This is a genomic window from Bradyrhizobium pachyrhizi, assembly GCF_029714545.1.
Lineage (GTDB): Bacteria > Pseudomonadota > Alphaproteobacteria > Rhizobiales > Xanthobacteraceae > Bradyrhizobium > Bradyrhizobium pachyrhizi.
This window is the reverse complement of sequence record NZ_CP121667.1, coordinates 4053811-4068877: the sequence shown is the minus strand read 5'-3', so window position 1 is coordinate 4068877 and position 15067 is coordinate 4053811. Positions and strand designations below refer to the sequence as shown.

The 15067-nt window shown below is 64.6% G+C and carries 15 protein-coding genes; 7 read left to right on the top strand and 8 right to left on the bottom strand.

Annotated features, from left to right (window positions below; translation table 11 throughout):
• Positions 1-166: 166 nt before the first annotated feature.
• From QA639_RS18635 to QA639_RS18625, 3 genes are all read left to right on the top strand, one after another.
• Positions 167-2005: an IlvD/Edd family dehydratase gene (locus QA639_RS18635; RefSeq protein ID WP_028334986.1), complete on the top strand. Its 1839-nt coding sequence runs from the start codon at positions 167-169 to the stop codon at positions 2003-2005.
• Positions 2006-2119: 114 nt separating this feature from the next.
• Complete coding sequence (locus QA639_RS18630) at positions 2120-2854, top strand: SDR family oxidoreductase (protein WP_283090414.1); 735 nt, start codon at positions 2120-2122, stop codon at positions 2852-2854.
• Positions 2855-2867: 13 nt separating this feature from the next.
• Positions 2868-3614, top strand: a complete 747-nt coding sequence (locus QA639_RS18625; protein WP_028334984.1) for an SDR family NAD(P)-dependent oxidoreductase — start codon at positions 2868-2870, stop codon at positions 3612-3614.
• On the opposite strand, the gene QA639_RS18620 is transcribed toward QA639_RS18625, so the two are convergent.
• On the bottom strand, positions 3611-4483 hold the full coding sequence (locus QA639_RS18620; RefSeq protein ID WP_283090413.1) for a LysR substrate-binding domain-containing protein: 873 nt from the start codon (positions 4481-4483) through the stop codon (positions 3611-3613). The genes QA639_RS18625 and QA639_RS18620 overlap by 4 nt on opposite strands.
• A gap of 92 nt (positions 4484-4575) precedes the next feature.
• Here QA639_RS18620 and QA639_RS18615 point away from each other — a divergent pair, with 92 nt between their 5' ends.
• The 4 genes from QA639_RS18615 (at position 4576) to QA639_RS18600 (ending at position 8186) form a co-directional block, all read left to right on the top strand.
• A complete protein-coding gene (locus tag QA639_RS18615; protein WP_283090412.1) occupies positions 4576-5478 on the top strand; it encodes a DMT family transporter in 903 nt (300 codons plus the stop codon).
• A gap of 85 nt (positions 5479-5563) precedes the next feature.
• Positions 5564-6244 carry a site-2 protease family protein gene (locus tag QA639_RS18610; RefSeq protein WP_028334324.1) on the top strand — a complete coding sequence of 227 codons (681 nt, stop codon included), beginning with the start codon at positions 5564-5566 and terminating at the stop codon, positions 6242-6244.
• A 103-nt stretch (positions 6245-6347) separates the two neighbouring features.
• Positions 6348-6755, top strand: a complete 408-nt coding sequence (locus tag QA639_RS18605) for a hypothetical protein (RefSeq protein WP_028334323.1) — start codon at positions 6348-6350, stop codon at positions 6753-6755.
• A 195-nt stretch (positions 6756-6950) separates the two neighbouring features.
• The gene (locus QA639_RS18600; protein ID WP_283090411.1) at positions 6951-8186 is read left to right on the top strand and encodes an ABC transporter substrate-binding protein; all 1236 of its coding nucleotides are present in this window, start codon (positions 6951-6953) and stop codon (positions 8184-8186) included.
• Positions 8187-8326: 140 nt separating this feature from the next.
• Here the strand turns inward: QA639_RS18600 and QA639_RS18595 are convergent, their stop codons facing one another.
• The 7 genes from QA639_RS18595 to QA639_RS18565 all read right to left on the bottom strand — a co-directional run bounded on the left by QA639_RS18595 (position 8327) and on the right by QA639_RS18565 (position 15006).
• The gene (locus QA639_RS18595; RefSeq protein WP_050386368.1) at positions 8327-9121 is read right to left on the bottom strand and encodes an energy transducer TonB family protein; all 795 of its coding nucleotides are present in this window, start codon (positions 9119-9121) and stop codon (positions 8327-8329) included.
• An 11-nt stretch (positions 9122-9132) separates the two neighbouring features.
• Positions 9133-9597 (bottom strand): TonB system transport protein ExbD, encoded by a 465-nt coding sequence (gene exbD, locus QA639_RS18590; protein WP_028334320.1) that lies wholly within the window; start codon positions 9595-9597, stop codon positions 9133-9135.
• 3 nt (positions 9598-9600) lie between these two features.
• Positions 9601-10647 carry a tonB-system energizer ExbB gene (exbB, locus tag QA639_RS18585; protein WP_157344804.1) on the bottom strand — a complete coding sequence of 349 codons (1047 nt, stop codon included), beginning with the start codon at positions 10645-10647 and terminating at the stop codon, positions 9601-9603.
• 3 nt (positions 10648-10650) lie between these two features.
• The gene (locus QA639_RS18580; RefSeq protein WP_157344806.1) at positions 10651-11340 is read right to left on the bottom strand and encodes a Fe2+-dependent dioxygenase; all 690 of its coding nucleotides are present in this window, start codon (positions 11338-11340) and stop codon (positions 10651-10653) included.
• Positions 11341-11360: 20 nt separating this feature from the next.
• Positions 11361-13928 (bottom strand): TonB-dependent receptor, encoded by a 2568-nt coding sequence (locus QA639_RS18575; RefSeq protein WP_028334317.1) that lies wholly within the window; start codon positions 13926-13928, stop codon positions 11361-11363.
• 249 nt (positions 13929-14177) lie between these two features.
• Entirely contained in the window at positions 14178-14417 is a 240-nt protein-coding gene (locus QA639_RS18570) for a hypothetical protein (RefSeq protein WP_028344615.1), read from the bottom strand.
• Between the two features lie 127 nt (positions 14418-14544).
• Positions 14545-15006, bottom strand: a complete 462-nt coding sequence (locus QA639_RS18565; RefSeq protein WP_283090410.1) for a MarR family winged helix-turn-helix transcriptional regulator — start codon at positions 15004-15006, stop codon at positions 14545-14547.
• Positions 15007-15067: the final 61 nt, after the last annotated feature.

Genomic DNA, 15067 nt, shown 5'->3' with positions numbered 1-15067 from the left:
AAATGATAGCGCAACCAAGACCCTTCAACTAAGGTCCAATCCATCACACGAAACACCTGTGCGTGATCGGTCGGGTTTGTAATGCACGACGATTTGCGCAAGGTAGAAACGACGTTGAACCAGAGCCCTTGAATGGGCCCACCAGTTTGCATTGCGGGAGAAACCAATGACAAAATCCCCCACCAACGGGCACGACGCCGCAGGCGCGACCAGCAAGGGCAAGGGCCGCAGGCTCCGCTCCCAGGAATGGTTCGACAACCCGCACAATCCGGGCATGACAGCGCTCTATCTCGAGCGCTATCTCAACTACGGCCTGACGCGAGAGGAATTGCAGTCCGGCAAGCCGATCATCGGCATCGCGCAGACCGGCAACGACCTGTCGCCCTGCAATCGGCATCACCTCGAGCTCGCGCACCGCGTCCGCGAGGGCATCCGCGCCGCCGGCGGCATCGCCATGGAGTTTCCCACCCATCCGATCCAGGAGACCGGCAAGCGCCCGACCGCGGCGCTCGACCGCAACCTCGCCTATCTCGGCCTGGTCGAGGTGTTGTTCGGCTATCCGCTCGACGGCGTGGTGCTGACCACCGGCTGCGACAAGACCACGCCGGCCTGCATGATGGCGGCGGCGACCGTCAACCTGCCGGCGATCGTGCTGTCGGGCGGCCCGATGCTGAACGGCTGGCACGAAGGCCAGCGCACCGGCTCCGGCACCGTGGTGTGGAAGGCGCGCGAACGGCTCGCCGCCGGCGAGATCGACTATGAGCAATTCATCGAGATCGTGGCCTCCTCGGCCCCCTCGGTCGGCCATTGCAACACGATGGGCACCGCCTCCACCATGAACTCGCTCGCGGAAGCGCTCGGCTTCTCGCTGCCGGGCTGCGCGGCGATCCCGGCGCCGTATCGCGAGCGCGGCCAGATCGCCTACGAGACAGGAAAGCGCATCGTCGACATGGTCTGGGAGGATTTGAAGCCGTCGGACTTCCTGACGCGCGAGGCGTTCGAGAACTGCATCGTGGTCAACTCCGCGATCGGCGGCTCGACCAATGCGCCGATCCATATCAATGCCCTGGCGCGCCATGTCGGCGTCGAGCTGTCGATCGACGACTGGCAGAAATACGGCCATGACGTCCCACTGCTGGTGAACATGCAGCCGGCCGGCTTCTATCTTGGCGAAGAATATCACCGCGCCGGCGGCGTGCCCTCGGTGGTGCGCGAGCTGATCAAGCACAAGCGCATCCACGAGGGCGCCCTCACCGTCAACGGCCGCACCATGGGCGAAAATTGCAAGGAAGCACCTGCGCCCGACGGCGACGTGATCTGGGGCTACGACAAGCCGCTGGTGAAGGACGCCGGCTTCATCGTGCTGCGCGGCAATCTGTTCGACTCCGCGATCATGAAGACCAGCGTGATCTCGAAGGAATTCCGCGATCGGTACCTGTCCAATCAGAAGGACCTCAATGCCTTCGAGGGCCGCGCCATCGTGTTCGAGGGGCCGGAGGATTATCACAACCGGATCGAGGATCCCGCGCTCGACATCGATGAGCACTGCATCCTGTTCGTCCGCGGCACCGGCCCGATCGGCTATCCCGGCGGCGCCGAGGTGGTGAACATGCAGCCGCCCGCGGCGCTGATCAAACGCGGCATCCTGTCCCTGCCCTGCATCGGCGACGGAAGGCAGTCCGGCACCTCGGGCTCGCCCTCGATCCTCAACGCCTCGCCCGAGGCCGCGGCCGATGGCGGGCTCGCGATCCTGAGGACCGGCGACAAGGTGCGCATCGACCTCAACAAGGGCAGCGCCAACATCATGATCTCGGAGGATGAGCTGCGCACCCGCCGCGCCGAGCTGAAGGCCAAGGGCGGCTTCCCGCATCCGGCCAACCAGACGCCGTGGCAGGAGCTCTACCGCAAGACCGTCGGCCAGCATGCGACCGGCGCCTGCCTCGAGCTCGCGACGCGCTACCACGACATCGCCGGCAAGGTCGGCGTGGCGCGCGATAATCACTAGGACGCAAACCGTCATTGCCGGGCGCGACCCGGCAAGCCATCGTTCTCCGAAAAGATGGATGCGCGGGTCAAGCCCGCGCATGACACTGCAAATCGCCAAAGAAGGAAGAAACGCATGTCAGACCGCCTGAAGGGCAAACGCGCATTCGTAACCGCAGCGGCCGTCGGCATCGGCCGTGCCTGCGCGCTGGCCTTTACCCGCGAGGGTGCGACCGTGTTCGCGACCGATATCGACGAAGGCAAACTTGCGCTGCTCAAGCAGGAAGGCGTCGCCGAGGTTGCGAAGCTCGACGTGCGCGACACCGCAGCCGTCGAGGCAATGGCAAAACGCGCCGGCAAGACCGACATCCTGCTCAATGCCGCGGGCTTCGTGCATCACGGCACCGCCCTGGAGTGCTCGGACGACGACTGGGACTTCTCCTTCGACCTCAACGTCAAGTCGATGCACCGCACCACGCGCGCTTTCCTGCCCGGCATGCTGGCGCAGGGCGGCGGCGCCATCGTCAACATCGCCTCCGCCGCCGGCGCGGTGAAGGCGGCGCCGAACCGCTACGTCTATAGCGCCACCAAGGCCGCGGTCGCGGCACTGACGCGCTCGGTCGCGGCCGACTTCATCGCCAGGGGCATCCGCTGCAACTGCATCTGCCCCGGCACCATCGAGACGCCTTCGATGCTTGAGCGTGCGGCAGCTGCCGGGCCGCAGGGACGCGAGATGTTCGTTGCGCGCCAGCCGATGGGCCGGCTCGGCACCGCCGAGGAAATCGCCGCGCTCGCCGTCTATCTTGCCAGCGACGAAAGCTCGTTCACGACAGGCGTCGCCCACGTCATCGACGGCGGCTGGACGCTTTAATCGGGAGGCAGCAATGAACAAGATCGATCTCAACGGGCGCTGTGCCGTCGTCACCGGCGGCGCGCAGGGATTTGGCCGCGCCATCACCGAGCGCTTTGTCGCGTCGGGCGCCAAGGTCGCGATCTGGGATTTCGACCAGCCGCTGGCCGAGAAGACCGCACGGGCGATCGGCGAGAACGTGATCGCGATCAAGACCGACGTCACCAATCCCGACGCGGTCGACGCCGCGCGCGATCAAACGCTGCGGGCGTTCGGCAAGATCGACATTCTCGTCAACAACGCCGGTATCACTGGAGCCAACAGGCCGGTATGGGAAACCGATCTCGACGACTGGCGCAGGGTAATGCGCATCAATCTCGAGGGTCCCTTCATCTGCTGCAAGGCGATCGTGCCGACCATGATCGGCCAGAAATACGGCCGCATCGTCAACATTGCCTCGATCGCCGGCAAGGAAGGCAATCCGAACGCCGCGCATTATTCGTCGTCCAAGGCGGGCCTGATCGCGCTCACCAAATCGCTCGGCAAGGAGCTCGCGCAGCACGACGTCCTGGTCAATGCGGTGACGCCGGCTGCGGCGAAGACCGCGATCTTCGACCAGATGACGCAAGCGCACATCGACTTCATGCTGTCGAAGATCCCGAAGGCCCGCTTCGTGCAGGTCGAGGAGCTCGCCTCGATGGTGGCATGGCTGGCGTCGGAGGATTGCGCCTTCTCCACCGGCGCGGTGTTCGACATCTCCGGCGGCCGCGCGACCTATTAACTCGCCGCTCGCCTCGCCGGCTGCCGCAGCGCCGCGACGAGATGATCGGCCAGGAGTGACGCCGCGTGCGACAGGTTTTGCGCACGATGCAGCCGTATCTCGGCCCGCGGCAGCCGCGGCATGCCGTCGCGCGCGGTCAGCCGACGCAGCGTCGGCGGAAACGTCCCCGACTTGACCACGGTCACGGCGAGGCCCTGCGCCGCGATCGCCTCGACCGCGGACAGGCTGTGGCTGACAAAGGCGAGCCGCCACGGCCGGTTCGCCTGGTCCAGCGCCTGCATCGCCCAGCTCCGGAACAGGCAGCCCTGCGGATAGAGCGCGACCGGCAGCGGATCGAGCTCCTCGACGCGATGCACGGCGCTCGCGGCCCACACCGCCTGCTCGGTGCGCAGCAACTCGGCCTCGCCGCGTCCCTCAGGGTGCATCGCGATCACGAGGTCATAGGCTTCGCCGAGCCGATCGGTCATTGTCGACGTCAGCCCCGTCTCCATCTCGACATGGATCAGCGGATAGCCGGCGATGAAGTCCTTGAGCAGCGGCGGGACGATCATCGTCCCATAGTCGTCCATCACACCGAGGCGAACCCGCCCATCCGTGCCGTGCGCGCGCACCCGGCCGACCGCCTCCGCGTTGAGGCTCAGGATGCGGCGGGCATAGCCGAGCAATCCCTCGCCTGCCGCACTCAGGTCGACACTTGACGTGCTGCGGTGAAACAGTTCGGCCTGCAGCCGCTCTTCCAGCCGCTTCACCTGCATGCTGACGGCGGATTGGGTCCGGTTCAACGCCGAGGCCGCGCGGGTGAAGGAGCGATGCTCCGCCACCGCGACAAAGGCCTGCAGAAGATCCGGGTCCATGATGGGCGCACTCATAACGATCTTTGATTTAATCGATCAAATCTATTCCATTCCCTGATTATGTCCCCATCCCTAGATTGCGCAAGCAAAACCGAGGGGCGAAGGGAATGGGCGAGATCTGGGGGGTGTTGGCGGCGGTGGCATCGAGCGCGCTCGGCGGCACTTCGATCGGAGCGACGCGGTTTCTGGTCGGCGCCATCGACCCGCTGGCGATCGGCGCGTTCCGCTTCGGCATCGGCGTCCTGCTGCTGCTGCCGCCGGCACTGCTGCAACGCCGGAGCTGGCCGACGCGGCACGACTGGCTCGGCGTTACCGGCCTCGGCCTGCTGTTCTTTGCGGCATTTCCGGTCCTGTTCAACGCCTCATTGATCTTCACCACCGCCGCGCGCGGCGCGCTCGCGCTGTCGACACTGCCGCTGCTGACCATGCTGGTCGGCGCGGCGCTGGGCGCCGAAGCGCTCACCGCACGCAAAACCGCAGGCGTCCTGATCACCATCCTCGGCGTCTCGATGGCGCTGCTCTCCGGCCTCGCCACAGCGCCACCCGGCGCCTGGCGCGGCGACCTCTTGATGGTCGCAGCCGCGCTGTGCATGGCGCTCTACAGCATCTGGTCAAAACCCTATATCCGCCGCTCCGGCCCGATCCCCTTCACCACGCTCGCGATGGCGGCCGGGTCTGTTGTCCTCATAACAGCGTCGCTGCTGCGCGGCAGTTTTGCGCCGGTTGCCGATTTCGGCGCGCCGCAATGGTTCGGCGCGATCTATCTCGGCGCCTTCGGCGCCGCGCTCACCTTCTATCTCTGGGCCCTCGCGCTGGAGCGGACGACGCCGACCCGGGTGGCGATCTCGGTCACCGTCAATCCGATCGCGGCATCGCTGGTCGGCGCAGCCCTGCTCGGCGAACCGCTGAGCTGGAATCTGGTGGCCGGCATCGTCACCGTTTTTGTCGGCATCTGGATCGCGACCACCCAGCCGCCGCTGGCGCACGCGGTCGCCCCCGACATGCGCTGACCTGCGGCGACGCTCGCCAGCAAGGCCTTCAGCGAATCCGTGCTAGCCTGAGGTCCGGTCCCAGCGAACCCGAGGCGGCACGCCATTGAACATCTCCCTCTATGACATCTCCGTCTGGGTATTGCCGGTGGTCATTGCGATCACGTTTCACGAAGCCGCGCACGGCTTCGTCGCGCATCGGCTTGGCGATGACACCGCCTGGCAGCTCGGCCGCGTCAGCTTCAACCCGCTGAAGCACATCGATCCGTTCGGCACGCTGATCCTGCCTGCGGTGCTGCTGTTCGCGCATTCGCCGTTCCTATTCGGCTACGCCAAGCCGGTGCCGGTGAACTTCCGCAAGCTCAATCATCCCAAGCTCGACATGGTGTGGGTGGCGCTGGCCGGCCCGGCCACCAACATCATCCTGGCGATCGCCGCGGCGCTGGCATTCCACGCGCTGCCACTGGTGCCCGCCGATGCCGCAAAATGGACCGCGGACAACCTGAAAAACGCCTTCCTGATCAACATCGTGCTCGCGATCTTCAACATGATGCCGATCCCGCCGCTGGACGGCGGCCGGGTCGCAGTCGGGCTGTTGCCGCGGCCGCTGGCGATCCCGCTCGCCCGGCTGGAGCCCTACGGCATGCTGATCCTGATCGGGCTGTTGATCCTGCTGCCGGTGATCGGCCAGCAAATCGGCCTAAATCTTGATGTTATTTCAACGATACTGCGAACTCTGACCGGCTATGTAATCAACGCCCTTCTCCTCATTACCGGAAACACATAGCCTTGATCTGCGCACGACCCGACCGAAAAGCCGGTAGCCATTTTTCCGGGTCGCGCGTTGAGGACAGGAACGCTTCGAGGCCATGGTGATCAAAGCTGCCGATATGCTGATTGCACGACGCGCCGACACCCGCGCGCGGGCCGACTTTGCGACCTGGAAGATGATGGCCAAGCTGAACGGCGCCTCCGCCCTACCGCCTGAAGCGCAGAATTTCCTGGCCATTTACAACAAGCTGCTGGGACAGATGAGCGAAGCCGACGCCTGCGAAGCAACCATCCAGGAGATGTACCGCACCTATTATGTCGAGATGGGCGGCGCCGGCAAAGCGCCGGAGGTTCCGGCGCGCTCGCGCGAGCCTGTCGCCGACAATGGCAACGTCACGACGTTCCGCCGCCTGCCCGCCAAGAAGGCGAGCACCTCCGACCCGAACGCCAAGCGTTCGATGCCGGTGGCACTGATCTTCGCCTGCCTCGTCGTGGTCTACGTCGCGATCCGGTACTACTGGAAATAGCGCCGTCCGCGCTTCACCCTATCCGCGTTTGATGATCGACCTCCGCACGCCGCGGCATCCCGTCGCGCGTCACCGGCCGCGCAACCGCCGTGGCGTGGAATATCGCGCGCGAGCGATCACGCCAGCGCCCTAGGCGATGCGCCCGATGCCGGGCATAATGCGGAACTCAAAAAGCAAAATCATACTGGAGGGAAGATGAAGCGTTCCATTGCAGCCTCGGTCACGACGGCCCTGGTCATGACCACGAGTCTTGCGTTCTGCGGCGGTGCGTCGGCGCAGACGATGGACAAGGTCGCCAAGGTCGGCGCGCTCGGCGATCAGTCCGGCCTCTATCAGGATATCGGTGGTCCCGGCTCGACGGTGGCGGCGCAGATGGCGATCGAGGATTCCGGGCTGCTGGCGAAGGGCTGGAAGATCGATCTGATCTCGGCCGATCATCAGAACAAGCCCGATGTCGCGGTCAACATCGGCAAGCAGTGGATCGATGTCGAGAAGGTCGACGTGTTCGTCGATCTCGCAGCCTCCAATGTCGGGCTCGCGATTGCCAACCTTTCGAAGGAAAAGAATGTCGTCAACCTGAACTCGGGCTCCGCCTCGTCCGACCTCACGGGCGCGCAGTGTTCGCCGAACACGGTGCACTGGGTCTATGACACCTACATGCTCGCCAACGGCACCGGCAAGGCGCTGGTGAAGTCCGGCGGCGACACCTGGTTCTTCCTCACCGCGGACTATGCGTTCGGCCAAGCGCTCGAGCGCGACACCTCGGCGGTGGTCACCGCGAATGGCGGCAAGGTGCTCGGCAGCGTCAAGCATCCGCTCAACAATGCCGACTTCTCGTCCTTCCTGCTGCAGGCGCAAAGCTCGAAGGCCAAGATCGTCGGGCTCGCCAATGCGGGCGGCGACACCACCAACGCGATCAAGCAGGCCGCGGAATTCGGCATCGTCTCGGGCGGCCAGCGGCTTGCCGGCATGCTGCTGTTCATCACCGACATCAACGCGCTCGGCCTCAACGTCGCGCAGGGGCTGAACTTCACCGAGACATTCTACTGGGACATGAACGACCAGACCCGCGCCTTTTCCAAGCGCTTCATGGAGCGCTTCAAGAAGAACCCGCCGACCATGGTGCAGGCCGGCGTCTATTCGTCGCTGATCCACTATTTCAAGGCGCTGGAAGCGCTCGGCGGCAATCCGCATGATGGCCGCGCCGTGGTCGCCAAGATGAAGGAGCTACCGACGGACGATCCCCTATTCGGCAAGGGCTCGATCCGCGTCGACGGCCGCAAGATCCACCCGGCCTATCTGTTCGAGGTGAAGAAGCCGTCCGAGTCGAAATATCCGTGGGACTATTACAAGCTGGTCGCCAGCATCCCCGCGGACGAAGCCTGGCTGCCGCTCGAGAAGAGCGTCTGCCCGCTGGTGAAGAAGAGCTGAGGCAACGTCATTCCGGGCCGCGTGAAACGACGACCCCGGAATTGAGCAGCGGCACATTCAATGGATAAATGGATTCCGGGTTCGCGACTTGTCGCGCCCCGGAATGACGCCAGGGTCTGATCGCAGCCGGCCGCGGCTCGCTACTTCTTCGGCTTGTTGTAGTTGACGTCGAGGCTGAAGGAGAACTGATCGTCGGTCAGGTCGGCCGGCGGCGCCGGGACCGGATCGGACCGGTGGACCATCGAGATCGCCGCGTCGTCAAAGGCGGCATCTCCGGACGATTCCAGCACGGCAACCGACAACACCTTGCCGAGGCGATTCAGCACAAGTGCGACCTTCACCTTGGCTGCCTTGGCCTTGCCGTTCTCGGGGAATTTCTTGTGCAGGTCGAGATAGGCGCTGATCTTCTTGCCCCATTTGGCGGTCAGCAGCAGCTTGTCCTTGCCGATGCCGGGATTGGGCGCCTTGGTGGTCTCCGACTGACGGGCGTCCTCCAGCTTGGTGGGCGCGGCCAACTCCGAGGCTTGCTGCGCTTCCTGCGCATTGGTCTCGACCTTGGCGACCTTGGCCTCCTCCTCCTTCTGCTTCTTGGCCGTATCCTCCGTCACGATGCGATCGGGGTCGTCGGACTCCACAGGCTTTTCCTGAGGCAGGTCGGTGTCCTTCACCTCGGCCTTCTGCTGCGCCATTTCCTGCACGGCCTGCTGCTCGTCAGCCGGCGCGCCGGGCGGTGCAGCATCGTCGGGCACATCCGCCGAGGCAAGCTCGACGGCATATTCCGCGCCAGCGGCGCCGAGGCCCTCATCGCCGTCGTCGCCGCGCAAATTGGTCAGCGCCAGCGCGGCACCGCCCAGATGCAGCCCGACCGCCGTCACGGCAGCGATCACCCAGAGCCGCTTCGAGGTCCGCAGGTCGAGATCGGGGTTGGTGGACATCGCGTTCGCCGTCAGGGTTTGGCAGAATCAGCCGGCGCGGCCGCGGGCGCTCCTGGAACGCCCTCGAGCGCGACCAGCTTCACGTGCGTGTAGCCGCCGGCACGCAGCAGCTCCATCACGCCCATCAGTTCGCCATAGGGTACCATCCGATCGGCCCGCACGAACACGTATTTGTCCCGGCTCATGTCGGGCACGGCATCCAGCGAATTGACCAGGTCGACGCGCTTCACCGCGTTCTCCCCGATCGCCAGCGTGAGATCCGGCTTGATGCTGACATAGGTCGGCTTGTCCGGCTTCTTCTGCGGCGTCGCGCTGGAGGTCGGCAGATCGATCGGAAGATCGACGGTCGAGAGCGGTGCCGCCACCATGAAGATGATCAGCAGCACCAGCATGACGTCGATGAACGGCGTGACGTTGATCTCGTGGGATTCCGCGAAATCGTCGTCGCCATCGTTCTCGGAGATCGAGACTGCCATCGCCTACTCCGCCGCCGCGGCGCGCGCATGCGCGTTGCGCGGAACGTCGCCATGGGTGCGATCGAGGTCGCGCGACAACAGCCGTCCCGCGGCGCCCGAGGCGCGGTTGACCAGCTCGAGATAGACCTTCGTGACGCGCGAGAAGTGGTTGTAGATGATGACCGCGGGGATCGCCGCGACGAGGCCGATCGCGGTGGCGAGCAGCGCTTCCGCGATGCCCGGCGCGACCACCGCAAGGTTCGTGGTCTGCGATTTCGAAATGCCGATGAAGCTGTTCATGATGCCCCAGACCGTGCCGAACAGGCCGACGAAGGGCGACGTCGCGCCGATGGTCGCGAGCAGGCCCATGCCGAGGCGGATCTTGCGGGCTTCGGCGCGCACGATCTCGGCGAAGCTCGACGCCGCGCGCTCCTTGATGCCGCTGTCGCTCGAGATGCCCGCCGACAGGCGCCCCTCCCGCATCGCAGCGGCGATGAACGACGACAGCACGCTGCCCTTGGCGCCGAGCGCGAACTGCGCTTCGGCCAGCGAGCGCGATTCAGCGATCTTGGCCAGTGCGCCGCGCAGCTTGCGCTGCGCTACCGTCAGCTCGACCATCTTGGCGATGAACACCGTCCAGGTGACGAGCGAGGCGAAAGCGAGACCGAGCATCACGGCCTTCACGATGATGTCGGCGTTCAAGAACATATTCCACGGCGACAATTCGTGCAGGCCGGTCGAGGTCGACTTCAGCGACTTGCTGTCGCCGCTCGCGGGCGCAGCCAGGGACGCCTCGTTCGCCGTCGGTGCCGGAGCGGCCGCGGCAGGGGCCGGCGCGGCCTGGGCCTGCGGTGCCGCTTGTGCCGGCTGGGCGGCCATCGGCGCGGTTTGGGCAGTCGGCGCAGGCTGGGCTGCCGCCGGCTGGGCCGCGGGTGCGGGCTGAGGCCGGGTCACGGGTGCGGGCTGCGCTACAGGCGCCGTTTGCTGCTGCGCCGAAGACGGCGCGGCCAGCATCAGCATCGCCAGCGAGGCGATCATGGCAGACGCAGCGGGGAACTTGAATGTCATCATCAGTTACACTTCGGCCCAGTGACGGATCAGGTTGTGATAAATCCCGGTCAATTTGACCGTTTCGGGGTCATCGCGCCCCAGCCGCTCCACCAGAGCCTGGATCGCGGTATCGAGATCAAAGATCAGGCTGCGCGCGTGTGCATCCCGTACCATGCTCTGCAGCCAGAAAAAAGACGCTACCCGGGTCCCCCGCGTGACCGGCGTGACCAGATGCAAACTGGAAGCAGGATAAACCACGAGATCGCCCGCCGGCAGCTTGATTTCATGGGATCCGTAGAGGTCTTCGATGACGAGCTCGCCGCCGTCGTAGTCCTCCGGCTCCGATAAAAACAGCGTGACCGAGAGGTCGGTGCGGATCCTCATGCCCGTCAGCCTGTCGCCGCGCACCGCATTGTCGACGTGCAGGCCGAAATGGTGCCCGTCGCTGGCGGCATAGCGATTGAACAAGGGTGGAAAGATTCTAAGCGGGATCGCCGCCGAGATGAAGCGCGGGCTCGCCGACAGCGCCGACAGGATGCGGTTGCCGAGCTGCCGCGCGACCTCGCTGTCGGGCGGCAGCTGCTCGTTGCGCTTGACCATCGCGGACGCGGCGCCGGCGGTCGAGCGACCGTCCTCCCATTCGGCTTGCGCCATGATGCGGCGGAAGTCCGCCACATCAGCCTTGCTCAATACGTTGGAAACACAGACCAGCATCTGTCGCCGCGAAGCCTCCGTCAGTAACGCGCAGAAACAACCAGATACGCGGCGCGCCCCGGCGCTTCGAGCACGAACGGCGCCGCGCTCTGGTACAGCGCGTCGTAGTAGCGCTTGTCGAAGATGTTGTTGACGAACAGCTTCATCGTCCAGTGCTTGTCGATCTTTGCTTCGGCAAAGGCGTCGAAGCGCCAGTAGCTCGGGATCGAGGTGCCCTGGTTGGCCGCGAGCAGCGTGCCGCCATAGACCTTCGAGCGATACACCGCCTGCCCGCCAAGCTCCCACATGTCGGTGAGCTGGTACTTGGTCAGCATGCTGAACGACTGATGCGCAACGTTGGCGAGCGGCAGTCCGACATTGCTGGAATACAGGATGGTGTTGGCCGGCGGCGCGAGCGACCTCGTCACTGCCGACTGCATCAGCACGAGACCGCCGAACACGCTCCATTTGTCGGTGATCTTGCCGCCGACGCCGAGATCGATGCCGCGGATGCGGTAGGCCGCGCCCGCGGTGATGCAGGAGATATTGCCGGTCGTCCCGGTCGGATAGGAGCAGCCGAGCGCCGCGGCCGCGGCCGCGTTGTTCACGTTCTGCGATTCACGCGCATTTTCCTTCTCGGTCTGGAACAGCGCCGCCGTCACCAGCAGATGACGATCGAACAATTCCCACTTGGTGCCGACTTCGATCGCCTTGTTCTTTTCCGGCCCGAAGATCTGGGTATTGCCGCCGTTCAGCACCGGAGACAGGCCGCCATACGCCGTGCTGGTGCCGTCGAACTCGGCGCCGACAGGGTTCGACGAGGTCGCATAGGCCGCATAGACGCTGCCGTTCGGCAACGGCTTCAACGTGAGGCCGAGATTGAAGTTCGGCATCCCGAAGTCGGCCGACTGACTGCCGAATGTGGTCCTGTTGCCCGACGTCAGATATCCCGACGTGTTGATCTTGTAGTCGTCGTAGCGGATGCCACCATTGAGGATCACGAAGTCATTGTAGTTCGCGGTATCCATGATGTAGCCGCTGGTGGTGTCGATCCCGATCTTGGTCGGCATCCCGGACAGCCCCGACGGAATCGGGAATGGAATGTTGGTGTATTGCGGATTGAACACGCTGACGCCGGAGAGCGACCCGCTTCCCGTGAAAGCCGATGTGCCGGTCGTTATTTCCGAGCTCAGCCCAAGATATCTGTCGATCGAGGACCGCTCGTTGTCGTATTCGACGCCGGCCGTCGTCGTGTGCTTGAAGCCGAGCCCGTCGACCGACTTGTAGGTCGCCTCCGTCTGGTTGGCGAACACGTCGGTGACCTGGTAGCGGCTTTGTGGATTGGCGCTCAGCGTATACGCCGTGAAGGGAGCGCCGGCGGCAAGCGTCGGCGCTTCCGGCAGCGTGCCGATGTAGTTCTGGGTCGAGCGCGATTCCCGGATCTTGTTGCTGACCACGAGGTCCGGCGTGATCTGCACCTCGGCGTTGATGGTGCCGATGTCCTGCCCGGTCCTGAAGAAGTCGCGGTTGACGAAACCATACCAATTGTTGCGGTTGACGCCAAAATCCGGGAACGGGCCGCCGGCCGTGCTCGCGGTGCTCGGCCGATAATACGGCACGCCGAAATCCGGGAGTCCGGTCAGCTCGGTGTGGATGTAGTTGCCGGTGATCTTCACCGCATCGACCGGCTTCCATGTTCCGGCGACGAACGCGCCGTTGCGGTCGTCGGTGACATAGCTGCGGCCGGCGACGCCGGCATCCTGGAACAGTCCGCCGGCGCGGATCGCCAGCGTCGGGCTGATCACCTGGTTGACGTCGAGCGTTACGCGCTTGGTGCGATCGGTGCCGAACGTGGTGTCCATGTTGTAGAAGCTGTTCTGCGTCGTCGCCTGTTTGGTGACGATGTTGATCGCGCCGCCGGTGGTGCCGCGGCCTGCAAAGGACGAGCCGGGGCCACGCAGGATCTCGACCTGCTCGGTGAAGAAATTCTCGCGGACGCTGACGCCGGAGTCGCGCACGCCGTCGATGAAGATGTCGTTGCGCGCATCGAAGCCGCGGATGAAGAAGCGGTCGCCGAAGGCATTGCCGCCCTCGCCCGTGCCGAGCGTGACGCCGGCCGTCGACAGGATCGCCGACTTCAGCGAGGTGGCGTTCTTGTCCTCGAGCACGTCCTTGGTCAGCACCGTGACCGATTTCGGCGTGTTCAGGATCGGCTCGGGATATTTCCCGGAGGCCTGCAAACGGTCGCCCTTGTACGGCGCGGCAGGATCCGCATAGGGATCGCGGTCAGCGGGAAGACCGCCGGCGTTGGGAAACGGCACCGGCGCCTGTTGAGCCTGCTGGTTGTTGCGGCGCGCGGCGCGGCGCAGCGCATTGCGGGCGCGGACCTGGTCCGCCGTGGGCTTTGACGTCACGGGCCGCGGGCGAGCGACCGGGGCATCGACATTCACCGGCGGCAGGTTGGATTGCTGCGCTTCGGCCCCCGAAAACGACGCCACCGCGATCAGGCTCGCGACTGCGGAGACCTTCGTGGCGGAATAACCGGTATCATCAGCCGAACCGATCGCTGCATCGAAGCGCAGCGATCTCGGCGCCTTCACATTGCTCATGTCTTGCTTGCCCCAGAAAAGTCAGCCCGTCGCGAAATGAAGCTGCGACGAACTGTCTCTTTCGGTTATCGAGCGTGACTTTTTTTATCAATGCGCCGAGCGCAACAGTTGGCTTGAATCGCCCCAATTCAAAGCGATTCTAATCTGCGGTTTGAAATCGTTCTAAACTGTAGTTTTTAAGCGTTCTAATAATCGTTCTAAATCGGTGCCGCCCGTCATTGACCGCCGCTTGCAAGCATGCGTCCCCGATCACTCGGCGCTTGGTGGCTTCATCAGCGAAAACAGCTCGTCGATCGTCCGCTGCGCGACCTGCCGCACGCGGTCGCTGTTCTCGAGGCCGGCGATGTTGACCCCGTTGACGACCGCTTTGATCTCATCGCGGAAGTCGGTGAGAAAGCGCAGCGGGTCCCGCTGCTCGTTGGCGACGCGCGCGATCAATCCGGTGACCAGGATCTGGCATGCCATCATGCGCCCGTTCAACTCATCCATCGCAGCCCTCGTCCTCTCGCATCGTCGCTGCGCGATATGAACGACATCCCGCGACGATTCAACCGGCTCGCGCACGCTGCAACGGGTGAATGGATGGAGCGAAGGAATCTGCGCACGATGAGATGCGCTACTTCGCGGCGATGCGCTCCGCCTCCTCGTCGAGCGCCTTGATGCGATCCTTGACCTCGCGAAGCGTGGAGAGGCCGCTTTCGACATGCTTGTCCGAGACGTCGCGCAACACGTCGCCGGCGATCGCGTCGCGCAGACTGTCGAGGTCGTCGACGAGACGGCGCCCGCTCCTGGTCAGGAACAGGCGATTGGCACGGCGATCCCTGGGATCGGGACGCCGTTCGAGCAGATCATGCTCGACGAGGCGGTCGAGCAGCCGCACCAGCGAGATCGGCTGCAATTCGAGGACGTCGGCGAGATCGACCTGGGACAGCCCCTCCTGCTCGCGCAGGCGGAAGAGCACGATCCATTGCGCGCGCGTGGTGCCTCGCGCCTTGGCGCGATGATCGATATAATTGCGCAGCAGCCGGGAACTCTCGACGAACTGCGCGATAAACTGGCGTTTGAGATCGAGCGACATAGGGGTCCTCGGTGCGTTTCCCAGACGAAATGTTTCTGCTCGTTTCTGACCTAAACCTTTC

Excerpts from the sequence above, each read along its gene's own strand:
- QA639_RS18570 (WP_028344615.1), bottom strand. The coding sequence starts at position 14,417 with ATGGATGAGTTGAACGGGCGCATGATGGCATGCCAGATCCTGGTCACC.
- QA639_RS18620 (WP_283090413.1), bottom strand. The coding sequence starts at position 4,483 with ATGAGTGCGCCCATCATGGACCCGGATCTTCTGCAGGCCTTTGTCGCG.
- QA639_RS18635 (WP_028334986.1), top strand. The coding sequence starts at position 167 with ATGACAAAATCCCCCACCAACGGGCACGACGCCGCAGGCGCGACCAGC.
- QA639_RS18565 (WP_283090410.1), bottom strand. The coding sequence starts at position 15,006 with ATGTCGCTCGATCTCAAACGCCAGTTTATCGCGCAGTTCGTCGAGAGT.
- exbB (WP_157344804.1), bottom strand. The coding sequence starts at position 10,647 with ATGATGACATTCAAGTTCCCCGCTGCGTCTGCCATGATCGCCTCGCTG.
- QA639_RS18605 (WP_028334323.1), top strand. The coding sequence starts at position 6,348 with ATGCTGATTGCACGACGCGCCGACACCCGCGCGCGGGCCGACTTTGCG.
- QA639_RS18600 (WP_283090411.1), top strand. The coding sequence starts at position 6,951 with ATGAAGCGTTCCATTGCAGCCTCGGTCACGACGGCCCTGGTCATGACC.
- QA639_RS18595 (WP_050386368.1), bottom strand. The coding sequence starts at position 9,121 with ATGTCCACCAACCCCGATCTCGACCTGCGGACCTCGAAGCGGCTCTGG.
- QA639_RS18575 (WP_028334317.1), bottom strand. The coding sequence starts at position 13,928 with ATGAGCAATGTGAAGGCGCCGAGATCGCTGCGCTTCGATGCAGCGATC.
- QA639_RS18625 (WP_028334984.1), top strand. The coding sequence starts at position 2,868 with ATGAACAAGATCGATCTCAACGGGCGCTGTGCCGTCGTCACCGGCGGC.
- exbD (WP_028334320.1), bottom strand. The coding sequence starts at position 9,597 with ATGGCAGTCTCGATCTCCGAGAACGATGGCGACGACGATTTCGCGGAA.
- QA639_RS18615 (WP_283090412.1), top strand. The coding sequence starts at position 4,576 with ATGGGCGAGATCTGGGGGGTGTTGGCGGCGGTGGCATCGAGCGCGCTC.
- QA639_RS18630 (WP_283090414.1), top strand. The coding sequence starts at position 2,120 with ATGTCAGACCGCCTGAAGGGCAAACGCGCATTCGTAACCGCAGCGGCC.
- QA639_RS18580 (WP_157344806.1), bottom strand. The coding sequence starts at position 11,340 with ATGCTGGTCTGTGTTTCCAACGTATTGAGCAAGGCTGATGTGGCGGAC.